Origin of the sequence: Streptomyces griseoaurantiacus (genome assembly GCF_036189845.1) — a bacterium.
In the GTDB taxonomy this organism is placed as follows: Bacteria; Actinomycetota; Actinomycetes; order Streptomycetales; family Streptomycetaceae; genus Streptomyces; species Streptomyces griseoaurantiacus.
The window spans coordinates 6,555,770-6,567,832 of the sequence record NZ_CP108326.1; the positions used below are offsets into that span (position 1 = coordinate 6,555,770).

The following is a 12,063-nucleotide window of genomic DNA, read 5'->3' on the forward strand; positions in this document are numbered from 1 at the left end:
ACCATGAGCCTGCCCACCACCGCGCCCGTCCCCGCACCGGACGACGTCATCACCGCCACCGCCCTGGTCAAGAGCTACCGTCAGGGGACCCTCGAGGTGCGGGCCCTCGACGGGGTGTCCGTCGGCATCGAACGCGCCCGGTTCACCGCCGTCGTCGGCCCCTCCGGATCGGGGAAGTCGACGCTGATGCACTGCCTCGCCGGGCTCGACGGCGTGACTGACGGCGGCATCGTCCTGGACGGCACGGAACTCACCCGGCTCTCCGACCGGGCGCTGACCCGGGTGCGCCGGGAGCGGATCGGCTTCGTCTTCCAGTCCTTCAACCTGCTCCCCCAGCTCACCGCGTACGAGAACATCGTGCTGCCGGTGACGATGGCGGGCGGCCGGCCGGACCGTGCGCTGATCGACCACCTCTGCGAGGTCCTCGGCCTCGCCCACCGTCTGACGCACCGCCCCTCGGAGCTGTCCGGCGGACAGCAGCAGCGGGTGGCCGTCGCCCGGGCGCTGGTGGCCCGTCCGGCCGTGGTCTTCGCCGACGAGCCCACCGGCAACCTCGACTCCCAGTCCGGCGCGGAGGTCCTCGCCATCCTGCGCCAGTCCGTCGACGACCTCGGGCAGACGGTCGTGATGGTCACCCACGACCCGAGGGCCGCGAGTTACGCGGACCGGGTGCTGACCCTCGCGGACGGCCGCGTCGTGAAGGACGAGCGCCCCGCCGAACCCGACCGGAACACCGTCCTCCTCCGCGACGTCACGGCGAGGCACCGATGAGCACACCGCGCACCCCCGACAGTTCCCGCACCCCCGAGGGGCCCCGCGGCCCCGGCGCCCCGGCCGCGCCCAGCGCGCCGATCAGGGCGAGCAGGCCGTGGCGCGCGACCGTCCTCGGCTCCCAGGCGGCGGAGCTGCTGCGGCGGCCCGGCCGGTCACTGGCCACCGCGACGTCCCTGCTCATCGCGGCGTTCGTCGTCTTCGGGGCCGTCATGGCCCAGCAGATCCTCAGCGCCACCGTGATCGCGCGCTTCCACGGCACGCCCGAGGCCGTCTCGCTCGTGGTCACCGCCGACGACTCCGAGGGTTCCGAGGGCTCAGGCGCCTTCGACGGCTCCGGTGACGACGACGCGCTCGACGACGCGCGGCTCGCCGCGATCCGCAAGATCCCCGGGATCGCCGAGGCGGTCGGCCGGATCGACGACGGCTCCCCGCTCGGCGGCAGCGCCGTCGAACGCTACCTCCGCCTGTCCGCGGACCCCGGCAGCGGCGAACTGGCCGAGGTACGACTCACCAAGGGCACCTACCCCTCGGGGCGGAACCGGCTCGCCGTCAACGCGCAGGCCGCCCGCGAGTACCACCTCGCGCCCGGCTCCACCCTGACCCTGCTGCGGCCCGAGGGCGAGGACGGGGACGGCACCCGGGAGGTGAAGGTCCGCGTCACCGGCATCGTCCGCAGCACCGCGACCGAGGACACGAAGCCGACCGGATACGCCTCCGGCCCCGCACTGACCGCCCTGCTCGGCGCCTCGGGCTACACCGCCGTCGACGTCCGCACCGACACCCGGGCCGCCCCCACGGACCTCGCCGAGCGGATCCGCCGGGCGGTGCCCGGCACACAGGTGCGCTCCGGGGACGAGGTGCGGGACGAGGAGGCCCACCAGGCGGTCAAGGAGGCGAGCGACCTCCTGGACCTCGTCGCCGTGTTCCTCGTCGTCGCCGTCGGCGCGGCCGTTCTCGTCGCCACCTCCACCTTCCGCATCGTCTTCGCCCGGCGCGTGCGCCAGCTCGCCCTGCTGCGCACCATCGGGGCGACCTCGCGCCGGCTGGCCGCCGCGCTCGTCGTCGAGGGCGCGGTCGTCGGGCTGCTGGCCGGTGCGCTCGGCACGCTGGCCGCCTGGGGCTGCGGGCGCCTCGTCCCCGCGCTCTCCGGGGCCTTCGGCGGCGACCTGTCCGCACCCGCCGGTCTCCCCCTCACCGAGGCCGTCCTCACCGTCCTCGGCACCGGCCTCCTCGCGGTCCTCGCGGTCGTCTCGCCGTCCCTGTCCGCCTCGCGGGTCTCCCCGCTGCAGGCCCTGCGCACCTCCGCCTCCGGTGACGGGGGGACGGGCGGCCTCGGCCGTGCCGCCCTCGGCCTGCTGTGCGCGGCGGCGGCCGGACTGCTCGCCCTGCAGGGCCACCACGACCTCCCCGAGCCGGGCGACACCGGCTACGACCCGGTCACCGGGCTGACCCTCCTGGTGGCCTCGGGCGGTCTCGCCTTCCTCGCCCTCGTCCTCCTCGGGCCCCGCCTCGTCCGCCCCCTGCTCGCGGCCCTCGCCGTGCCGCTGCGCCGCGTCGGCGCGGCCGGCCGCCTCGCGGTCGCCGGGGTCGGCGGGGCACCAGGCCGGGCGGCCTCCGTCTCGGTCGTCGTGGCCCTCGGCGCCTGCCTGATCGGCTCGACCCTGACCTGCCTCTCCTCCCTGGAGGCCTACGACCGCTACCGGCAGGCGGTGGCGGCACCCGCCGACTTCGCCCTGACCTCCGGGGACGGGAAACCACTGGACGGGGCGCTCGCCGCCGACCTGAGGGCACATCGCGAACTGGCCGACGTGACGGCCTTCCGCACCGCCGAGGTCGTCGAGGGCAGGCTCACCGCGACCATGGCCGACCTCGACCTCTCCACCCTGCGGTCCGGGGTGGGCCTGACCGCCCGCACCGGCTCCCTCAGCCACCTCGCCCCCGGGCACGTCGTCGTCGACGCCGAGCACGCCCACACCCTCGGGGTGAGGGCGGGCGACCGCGTGACACTGCGGTTCAAGGACCGGCCCGTCCACCTCACCGTGGCGGCCACGCTGCCCGGAGAAGGCCCCTACGGCGCCAACTACTTCGTCCCGGCCGGCACGCTGACCCGCATGGGGGCGGCCACGGCCCCCTCCATGGTCGTCGCCGACGCCGCGCAGGACGGCCCCGACGGACGGGCCCGGGCGCAGCGGGCCGTCACCGCCACGCTGACCGGCCCGGAACGCGGCGACGGCCGGGTCCTGGCCGAAGGGACGGACGGCCAGGACAGCGAGTCCGACGACCTGCGGACGATGGCCACGACGGTCGTCCTCGTCCTCGGCCTGACCGTCCTCGTGGCGGTCGCCGGGGTCGCCACCACGGCGAGCCTCACCGTCGTCGAACGCACCCGGGAGTTCGGGCTGCTGCGGGCGCTCGGGCTCGGCACCGGATCCGTGCACCGCATGGTCACGGCGGAGTGCGCGCTCTACGGTGTCCTGGGCGGCGTCCTCGGCCTCGCCCTCGGCATCCCGTACTCCTGGCTCGCGGTCGGCATCGTCGAGACGGCGGCCCCGTTCACCCTCCCCACGGCCCGCCTCGCGGCGGTCTTCGCGGCCCTGGTCCTCGTCACGGCGGCGGCCGGCCTGCTCCCGGCCCTGCGGGCGGCCCGCACCTCCCCGACGGTGGCGGTGGCCCAGGCCGAGTGAAGGTCACCACGGCCGAGGGGGCGCCCCGCCCGGGGCGCCCCCTCGGCCGTTTCACCTTTCGAGCAGCATCCTCTGCAGCTCCCGGGCCGCGCGCGGCGGGGCCACGTCGCTGCGGTGCGCCAGCGCGATCGTCCGGTGCAGCCCCGGCGGGGCCAGCGGTGTCACCCGCAGACCGCGCCCCGAGCGCGCGGCCACCATCCGCGGCACGACCGCCACGCCGAGACCGGCCCGTACGAAACCGAGGACCGCGTCCATCTCGCCGCCCTCCACCGCGAAGTCCGGCTCGAACCCCTCCGCCCGGCACGCCGCCACGGTCAGTTCCCGCAGGTCGTACCCGTGCCGGAACATCACGAGCCGCTCGCCCTCCAGCTCCGCCACCCGCACCGCGCGCCGGCCCGCGCCCGGCCGCGGCGCCTCCGGCGAGGAGACGACCACCAGGTCCTCCCGCAGCAGTTCGACCGTCGTCAGCGCCGGGGACGGCGAGGGCAGCGGCAGCACCACGAGCGCGAGGTCCAGCGCCCCGCGGGCCAGCTCGCGGACCAGGTCGTGCGAGCCGCCCTCCTCGATCAGCAGCCGGACCCCCGGATAGCGGTCGTGGAAGGCGCGCAGCACGTCGGGCAGCAGGCCCGTGCACACGCTCGGCGTCGCCCCGAGCCGCACCCGTCCGGCCCGGAGCTGCACCAGCTCCTGCACCTCGTGCCGCGCGGTCTCCGCGTCGGCGAGGATGCGCCGGGCCAGCGGCAGCAGCGCCTCGCCCGCCGCGGTGAGCGTGATGTTGCCCCGGGCGCGCAGGAAGAGGTCCGCGCCCAGCTCCCGTTCCAGTGCCTTGATCTGCTGCGACAGCGAGGGCTGGGCCACGTGCACGAGGCCGGCGGCCCGGGTGAAGTGCCGGGCCTCGGCGACCGCCACGAAGTACTGGAGCTGCTGGAACTGCACCCCGGCAGCATACGCCTCGATAGGGAGTGGCTATGGAATCCAGCCGTTCCATGTCTTGGACCGATGGGGTCCTTCGGCCCTAGCGTCATGTTCATGGCTCTGGCAACGCGGACGGACCGACGACCGTCCATGACGCGCACGGTGTGGGACAGCTCCGTCGGCAAGAAGACGGTCATGGCCGTCAGCGGGCTGATCATGCTGCTGTACCTGGTCGCCCACATGATCGGCAATCTGAAGATCTACTTCGGGGCGGCCGAGTACAACCACTACGCCCACTGGCTGCGGACCATCGGCGAGCCCTTCATGCACTACGAGTGGACGCTGTGGCTCATCCGCGTCGTCCTCGTCCTCGCCGTCCTCGGGCACGCCGTCTCCGCGTACCAGCTCAGCCGCCGCGACCTCAGGGCCAGGCCCAGCAAGTACGTGCACAAGAAGGCCCGCGCGAGCTACGCCACCCGCACCATGCGCTGGGGCGGGGTCATCCTCGGCCTGTTCATCGTCTGGCACCTCCTGGACCTGACCACCGGCACCGTGCACTCCGGGGGCTTCCAGGAGGGGCACCCGTACCAGAACGTGGTGGACACCTTCTCCACCTGGTACGGCAACGTCATCTACATCGTGGCGATGCTCGCGCTCGGGCTGCACATCCAGCACGGGTTCTGGAGCGCCGCACAGACCCTGGGCGCCGGCAGCCGCACCCGCGACCGCGCCCTGAAGACCGTCGCGAACGTCCTCGCGCTGCTGCTCACGGCCGGTTTCGTCGCCGTCCCCGTGGGCGTCATGACCGGAGTGGTGAGCTGACTGTGATCCCGTCGAATCCGTCGAACTCCTCGAACCCGCCGTCGGCCCCGTCGAAGTCCTCGCCCGTGCAGGCACCCGCCGGCGGCCGCACCGGCTACCTCGACTACTCCACCGGCGAGCCCCTCGCCGACACCAAGGCCCCGGCGGGCCCGATCAACGAGCGCTGGGACACCCGGCGTTTCGAGGCCAAGCTGGTCAACCCCGCCAACCGGCGCGGCAAGACCGTCATCGTCGTCGGCACCGGACTGGCGGGCGGCTCCGCCGGCGCCACCCTCGCCGAACAGGGCTACCACGTCGTCCAGTTCTGCTACCAGGACTCCCCGCGCCGCGCCCACTCCATCGCCGCGCAGGGCGGCATCAACGCGGCGAAGAACTACCGCAACGACGGCGACTCGATCCACCGCCTGTTCTACGACACCGTCAAGGGCGGCGACTTCCGCTCCCGCGAGTCCAATGTGCACCGGCTCGCACAGATCTCCGTCGAGATCATCGACCAGTGCGTCGCCCAGGGCGTGCCCTTCGCCCGCGAGTACGGCGGCCTGCTCGACACCCGCTCCTTCGGCGGCGTCCAGGTCTCCCGCACCTTCTACGCCCGCGGCCAGACGGGCCAGCAGCTCCTCCTCGGCGCCTACCAGGCGCTCTCCCGCCAGATCGCGGCCGGGAACATCGAGATGCACCCGCGCACCGAGATGCTCGACCTCGTCGTCATCGACGGCAAGGCCCGCGGCATCGTCGCCCGCGACCTGATCACCGGCAGGATCGACACCTACTTCGCGGACGCCGTCGTCCTCGCCTCCGGCGGCTACGGCAACGTCTTCTACCTGTCGACCAACGCCATGAACTCCAACGCCACCGCCGTATGGCGGGCGCACCGGCGCGGCGCCTACTTCGCCAACCCCTGCTTCACCCAGATCCACCCCACCTGCATCCCGCGCACCGGCGACCACCAGTCCAAGCTGACCCTGATGAGCGAGTCGCTGCGCAACGACGGCCGCATCTGGGTGCCGAAGGCGAAGGGCGACACCCGCCCGCCGAACGAGATCCCCGAGGACGAGCGCGACTACTACCTGGAGCGGATCTACCCCTCCTTCGGCAACCTCGTGCCCCGCGACATCGCCTCCCGCGCCGCGAAGAACGTGTGCGACGAGGGCAGGGGAGTGGGCCCCGGCGGCCAGGGCGTCTACCTCGACTTCGCCGACGCCGTCCGGCGGATGGGCCGGGGAGCCGTCGAGGCCAAGTACGGCAACCTCTTCGACATGTACCAGCGGATCACCGACGAGGACCCGTACAAGGTCCCCATGCGGATCTACCCCGCCGTGCACTACACGATGGGCGGACTGTGGGTCGACTACGACCTGCAGACCACCGTCCCGGGCCTGTTCGCGGTCGGCGAGGCCAACTTCTCCGACCACGGCGCCAACCGGCTCGGCGCCTCCGCGCTGATGCAGGGCCTGGCCGACGGCTACTTCGTGCTGCCGGCCACCATCAACGACTACCTCGCCCGCAACCCGCACAGCGAACCGGTCACCGAGGACCACCCGGTGGTCCAGGAGGTGCTCGCCGAGACCGAGGACCGGCTCCACCTGCTCCTCGCCGTCGACGGCGACCGCACCCCGGACTCCTTCCACCGCGAACTCGGCGAACTCATGTGGGAGTACTGCGGCATGGCCCGCACCGAGGAGGGTCTGCGCAAGGCCCTGGAACGCATCCCCGCAGTCCGCGAGGAGTTCTGGCGGCGGATCAAGGTCCCCGGCACCGGCGAGGAGTTCAACCAGTCGCTGGAGAAGGCCAACCGCATCGTCGACTACCTGGAACTCGCCGAGCTGATGTGCCTCGACGCACTGCACCGCGCCGAGTCCTGCGGCGGCCACTTCCGCGAGGAGTCCCAGACCCCCGAGGGCGAGGCCGCCCGCCGGGACGAGGAGTTCGGGTACGCCGCCGCCTGGGAGTTCACCGGCACCGGCGAGGCACCCACCCTGCACAAGGAAGACCTCGTCTTCGAGTACGTCCACCCCACCCAGCGGAGCTACGCATGAGGCTCACCCTGCGCGTCTGGCGGCAGAAGAACGCCGACGCCGACGGCGCCATGTCCACGTACGAGGTGGACGGCATCTCCTCCGACATGTCCTTCCTGGAGATGCTCGACACCCTCAACGAGGAACTCATCCTCAAGGGCGAGGACCCCGTCGCCTTCGACCACGACTGCCGCGAGGGCATCTGCGGCGCCTGCTCGCTCGTCATCAACGGCGACGCGCACGGCCCCGAGCGGACCACCACCTGCCAGCTCCACATGCGGGCCTTCCAGGACGGCGACACCATCGACATCGAGCCGTGGCGGGCCGCCGCGTTCCCGGTGGTGAAGGACCTCGTCGTCGACCGCTCGGCCTTCGACCGGATCATCCAGGCCGGCGGCTACGTCACCGCGCCCACCGGCTCCGCCCCCGAGGCCCACGCCACGCCCGTGCCCAAGGCGGACGCCGACTTCGCCTTCGAGCACGCCGAGTGCATCGGCTGCGGCGCGTGCGTCGCCGCCTGCCCCAACGGGGCGGCCATGCTGTTCACCTCCGCGAAGATCAACCACCTGAACGTGCTGCCGCAGGGTGCCCCCGAGCGGGAGACCCGGGTGCTCGACATGGTGGCCCAGATGGACGAGGAGGGTTTCGGCGGCTGCACCCTGGCCGGCGAGTGCGCGACCGCGTGCCCCAAGGGCATCCCGCTGATGTCGATCACCGGGATGAACAAGGAGTGGCTGCGGGCGACCCGCAAGGCCGCGAAGCGGTAGCGGCCGGGCCGCACCGAGAGGACGCGGGTCGCGTCCGAAGGACGTTCGCCGAGCCGGCGGACGGGCGGGGCCGGGAGTGGTGCTCATCCCCGGCCCCGCCTCGTGTCCGCCCCGGCCCCGCCCCCGGCCGGGATCACCCCCCCCGGCCGGTCCCGCCTGCCGCCCGACCCCGCGCTCAGCCGGGCCCGGGGGAGTCCAGCCCCAGCGCGCGGGCGAGGCCCCGGTAGGAGTCCACCAGAGCCGCGCGGTCGTACGTGCTCGTCGTCACCAGCACCTCCTCCGCGCCCGTCTCCCTCACCACCCCCGCCAGCTCGGCCACGACCTCCTCCGCCGGGCCGGCCACGTGGCCCCGCAGCCCGCCCTCGAACAGCTCCCGCTCCTTCGCCGTCATCACCCGCTCCCGCACCGCCTCCACCGTCGGCAGCGGCGGGAACGTGCCGTGCGTGCGCGCGTACGCCATCGACCACGCCTCCGGCACCAGCAGGTCCCGGGCCGCCGCCTCCGTGTCCGCCACCGCCACCGTCCCGGAGATCACCACGTACGGCTGCGCGGCCCACGTCGAGGGGCGGAACGCGGACCGGTAGCGCTCGACCCCCCGCAGCATCCGTTCGCGGTCCCGCAGATCGCCGATGACCATCGGCAGCCCGCCCCGCGCGGCGATCTCCGCGCCCTCGCCCATCGCCAGGACGAAGGGCGGCACCGTCAGCCCCTCCGAGGGGCGGGCGTGCACCCCGGTGGGGGAGGTGCCGCGGAACCATCCGAGCAGCTCCTCGAGCTGCCCCGCGAAGTCGTCCGCCTCGGCGTCCTCCCGGTCGCGGCCCAGCGCCCGCCGCACCCCGTCCGTGAAGCCGACCGAGCGGCCCAGTCCCATGTCGATCCGCCCGGGGAACAGCGACTCCAGCACCCCGAACTGCTCGGCCACCACCAGCGGCCGGTGATTGGGCAGCATCGCCCCGCCCGTGCCGACGCGGATCGTGCGGGTGGCCGCCGCGACGGCCGCCGCGAGCACAGTCGGCGCGGAGCCCGCGACCCCGGGCACGCCGTGGTGCTCGGCGACCCAGAACCGGTGGAAGCCGAGTCGTTCCGCCTCGCGTGCCAGCGCCACCGTGTCCCGCAGCGCCTCACCCGCGTCGTGCCCCTGACGGATCCGCGACCGGTCGAGCACGGAGAACCTGGTACCTGCCAAAGCCGAGCTGCTCACACAGGGTTCAACACGGCAGCCGCCCCGGGATTCCCCGGCCCCGCCCCCGATCACCGAAAACCCGCACGCCAGCCGCCCGGGTCCCGGCCCCGCACCGCGCCCGGCGGAAAATGCGGTGCTCCCGCCCCGCCCCGCTCCCTACACTCCGGACACATCACTTCGCACCGCATACGGCGATGCGTCGAGGAACGAGGGGAGCCCGGCCGTGCGTGACCGCACCGCTGTTTCCGCTCCCCGGGCGCGGTACGAGGTGATCCTCGTGTCCCCGCCGCTCCGGTGCCCGCCGCGCGGCCGGCTCCGGACGCCCGTGACGCGCGGCTGAGCGCACCCGCACCCGCACACCCGGCCCGAAAACCCGGCCGGCGTCGTGCCGCGCCCCGCCGTGCCGTGCCGTCCCGGGAATCGCGCCCTCCGTCAACCGACCGGAACGTTCCCGAAGGGCCAGGCCGTGCGAAGCCTCCCGAACTCCCAGACGACCACCCGCCCGCTCGAATTCCGCGGCGACCTCGCCGCCGTCCGCAACCTCGGCATCCTCGCCCACGTCGACGCCGGCAAGACCACGCTCACCGAGCGGATCCTGTACGCCACCGGCACCACGCACAAGCGCGGCGAGGTGCACGAGGGCACCACCGTCACCGACTTCGACCCGCAGGAGCGCGACCGCGGCATCACGATCTTCGCCGCGGCCGTCAGCTGCGCCTGGGACGGCCACCGGATCAACCTCATCGACACACCCGGCCACGTCGACTTCGCCGACGAGGTCACCCGCTCCCTGCGGGTGCTCGACGGAGCCGTCGCGGTGTTCGACGCCGTCGCGGGCGTCGAGCCGCAGAGCGAGTCGGTGTGGCGCCAGGCCGACCGGTACGGCGTCCCGCGCCTGGCCTTCGTCAACAAGATGGACCGCGCGGGCGCCGACCTCGACCGCGCGGTGGCCTCCCTCCGCGAGCGGCTCCATCCGGCGCCGCTGGTCGTGCACATGCCGATCGGCGCGGAGGACGGCTTCACCGGCGTCGTCGACCTGGTCCGGATGCGGGCGCTGCTCTGGAGGGACGGCGGGGACACCGCGGAACCGGTGCCCGTGCCCGGGGAACTGACGGCGGAGGCGGAGCGGCGGCGCAGGCTGCTGGAGGAGGCGGTCGCCGGGCTCCACCCGGCCGCACTGGAGGAGTTCTGCGCGCTCTCCCGGCTGACCGAGGCCACCCTGAGCACCGCGCTGCGCGAGCTGACCCTGAGCGGGGAGGGCGTGGTGGTGCTGTGCGGCTCCGCCTACCGCAACCGCGGGATCGAGCCGCTGCTCGACGCCGTCGTCTCCTTCCTGCCCTCGCCGGCCCAGGTGCCGCCGGTGCGCGGTACGCACGACGGGGCGGCGCAGGAGCGGGCCGCCGACCCCGAAGCGCCGTTCGCCGCCCTGGTGTTCAAGGTGAGCGCGGGCGCCACCGGCCGGCTGACCTTCCTGCGCGTGTACGCGGGAACCATCGAGAAGGGAGGAACCGTGTGGGACGCCACCACCGGCCGCACCGAGCGGATCGCGCGCGTCCTGCGCGTGCACGCCGACCGGCACGCACCACTGGACCGTGCGGTGGCCGGGGACATCGTCGCCGTCACCGGGCTGAAGTCGGCCCGCCCCGGCACGACCCTGTGCGCGCCCGGCGCCCCACTGCTCCTGGAGGCGCCGGGCACCACCGAACCCGTCGTCTCCGTGGCCGTGGAGGCCCGCCGGCGCACCGACACCGGCCGGCTGGCCTCCGCTCTCGCCCGGCTGGCCGAGGAGGACCCTTCCCTGGCCCTGCGGAGCGACGCCGAGACCGGGCAGACGCTGCTGTCCGGCATGGGGGAACTGCATCTGGAGGTCGCGGTGGAGAGGGTCCGCCGCGAGCACGGCCTGGAGGTGACCGTGGGCCGACCGCGGGTGGCGTACCGGGAGACCCTGGTCCGGCCGGTGCCGGGGCTGGTGTACCGGCACGTCAAACAGGAGGGCGGGGCGGGTCAGTTCGCCCATGTCGTTCTCGACGTGGCCCCGCTGGAGGAGAGCGGGGACGGTCCGGAGGGCTTCGCGTTCGCGTCGGCGGTCGTCGGCGGGCGTGTGCCGCGGGAGTTCGTGCGCGCGGTGGAGGCGGGGTGCCGGGACGCCCTCGCCGAGGGCCCGCTCGGCGGTCACCCGGTGACCGGTGTGCGCGTGACGCTGACGGACGGGGCGACCCATCCGAAGGACTCCTCCGAGACGGCCTTCCGCACGGCCGGCCGCTTCGCTCTGCGCGAGGCGTTCCGGCGGGCGCGGGAGGCGGGGGCGATGCTGCTCCTCGAACCGGTCGCCGAGGTCACGGTCACCGTGCCGGAGGAGGCCGTGGGCGGGGTGCTGGGCGACCTGGCCGCCCGGCGCGGCCGGGTCTCGCGGTCGGCCGTCCACACCGGGGCGGACGCGGGGGCGGGCACCGGCGTGGTGACCGCCACCGTGCCGCTCGCCGAGCTGTTCGGCTACGCCACGGCGCTGCGCGGCCGCACCCGGGGGCGCGGCACGTTCACCACCCGGCCGCTCGGCCACGCCCCGGCCCCGGCCACGCGCTGAGCCCCCGCCCCTTGAATGCTTTTGTCGCTTTGATGTGTAGACGGGGTGATTCGCGAAACCCTGATGACAACGTTCGCCTCAACGGCGAATGCCGACTGTCCGTCTGACACAAGGGGATGGTGGTATGGCTTCCACCGAGTTTCTGACCGACGACACGACCGAGGTCCGCGGCACCGAGGTCGAGGCCGCTCTCGCACCGGCCGAGGCCGACGGTTACTACCGCGACAGCCGTGAGTGCGCGGCGCTCGCCCTCGCCGGCGGGACGACCAGTCTGCTGCTGTCGCCGCCGACCCCGCGGCCCAAGAAGGGCTGACGGAGG

At 73.9% G+C, this 12,063-nt stretch carries 9 protein-coding genes; 7 read left to right on the forward strand and 2 right to left on the reverse strand.

Annotated elements, in window-relative coordinates; translation table 11 throughout:
* Positions 1-3: 3 nt before the first annotated feature.
* Both OHB09_RS28935 and OHB09_RS28940 read left to right on the forward strand, forming a co-directional pair.
* The gene (locus tag OHB09_RS28935; protein WP_328922778.1) at positions 4-771 is read left to right on the forward strand and encodes an ABC transporter ATP-binding protein; all 768 of its coding nucleotides are present in this window, start codon (positions 4-6) and stop codon (positions 769-771) included.
* Positions 768-3,458, forward strand: coding sequence for an ABC transporter permease (locus OHB09_RS28940; protein ID WP_328922779.1), 2,691 nt, complete (start codon positions 768-770; stop codon positions 3,456-3,458). The genes OHB09_RS28935 and OHB09_RS28940 overlap by 4 nt, the downstream gene beginning before the upstream one ends.
* A gap of 51 nt (positions 3,459-3,509) precedes the next feature.
* Here the strand turns inward: OHB09_RS28940 and OHB09_RS28945 are convergent, their stop codons facing one another.
* On the reverse strand, positions 3,510-4,394 hold the full coding sequence (locus OHB09_RS28945; protein WP_328922780.1) for a LysR family transcriptional regulator: 885 nt from the start codon (positions 4,392-4,394) through the stop codon (positions 3,510-3,512).
* A gap of 129 nt (positions 4,395-4,523) precedes the next feature.
* Here OHB09_RS28945 and OHB09_RS28950 point away from each other — a divergent pair, with 129 nt between their 5' ends.
* From OHB09_RS28950 to OHB09_RS28960, 3 genes are all read left to right on the forward strand, one after another.
* On the forward strand, positions 4,524-5,195 hold the full coding sequence (locus OHB09_RS28950; RefSeq protein ID WP_319350583.1) for a succinate dehydrogenase: 672 nt from the start codon (positions 4,524-4,526) through the stop codon (positions 5,193-5,195).
* Between the two features lie 65 nt (positions 5,196-5,260).
* Positions 5,261-7,231: a fumarate reductase/succinate dehydrogenase flavoprotein subunit gene (locus OHB09_RS28955; protein ID WP_328922781.1), complete on the forward strand. Its 1,971-nt coding sequence runs from the start codon at positions 5,261-5,263 to the stop codon at positions 7,229-7,231.
* Positions 7,228-7,977: a succinate dehydrogenase/fumarate reductase iron-sulfur subunit gene (locus OHB09_RS28960; protein WP_006141196.1), complete on the forward strand. Its 750-nt coding sequence runs from the start codon at positions 7,228-7,230 to the stop codon at positions 7,975-7,977. The genes OHB09_RS28955 and OHB09_RS28960 overlap by 4 nt, the downstream gene beginning before the upstream one ends.
* A 175-nt stretch (positions 7,978-8,152) precedes the next feature.
* On the opposite strand, the gene OHB09_RS28965 is transcribed toward OHB09_RS28960, so the two are convergent.
* On the reverse strand, positions 8,153-9,142 hold the full coding sequence (locus OHB09_RS28965) for an LLM class flavin-dependent oxidoreductase (RefSeq protein WP_328922782.1): 990 nt from the start codon (positions 9,140-9,142) through the stop codon (positions 8,153-8,155).
* A gap of 484 nt (positions 9,143-9,626) precedes the next feature.
* Between OHB09_RS28965 and fusA the strand changes: the two genes are divergently transcribed.
* Both fusA and OHB09_RS28975 read left to right on the forward strand, forming a co-directional pair.
* Positions 9,627-11,744 carry an elongation factor G gene (gene fusA, locus OHB09_RS28970; protein ID WP_328922783.1) on the forward strand — a complete coding sequence of 706 codons (2,118 nt, stop codon included), beginning with the start codon at positions 9,627-9,629 and terminating at the stop codon, positions 11,742-11,744.
* Between the two features lie 124 nt (positions 11,745-11,868).
* Positions 11,869-12,057, forward strand: a complete 189-nt coding sequence (locus OHB09_RS28975) for a hypothetical protein (protein WP_191851687.1) — start codon at positions 11,869-11,871, stop codon at positions 12,055-12,057.
* The last annotated feature ends 6 nt before the right edge of the window (positions 12,058-12,063 follow it).